This window comes from Halalkalibacter lacteus, from assembly GCF_036663595.1.
In the GTDB taxonomy this organism is placed as follows: domain Bacteria; phylum Bacillota; class Bacilli; order Bacillales; family Bacillaceae_D; genus Halalkalibacter; species Halalkalibacter lacteus.
Window position 1 is genome coordinate 1 of record NZ_JAWRVL010000153.1, and the last position, 279, is coordinate 279.

Here is a 279-nt window from a genome sequence, read left to right on the forward strand (position 1 = left end):
CCTGCCGGGCAGCATGGTCCGGCTCGTGCGCCTGCTCGCCCGCGTCGCGCCGCGCGTCGTCATCGCCAACTCCGAGGCCACCGCGGCAACCCTTCCGGGGGCGCGGGGTCTCACCGTCGCCCATCCCGGCCTTGCGCCGGACCAGATCGCCCGGCATCCGAGGTCGGCGGCGCCCGCTCCCCCGGTCGTGGGCATGGTCGGCCGCATCAGTCCGACCAAGGGCCAGCTCGAGTTCGTCCGCGCCGCCGCGCAGGTGCTGACGGCGGTCCCGAGCGTCTG

The 279-nt window shown here is 76.3% G+C and carries 1 protein-coding gene; it reads left to right on the forward strand.

All coding sequences use genetic code 11. The features are described from left to right. Positions 1-279, forward strand: a 279-nt coding sequence (locus tag SAZ04_RS21875) for a hypothetical protein (RefSeq protein ID WP_332699644.1), incomplete at both ends; no start/stop codon positions are given.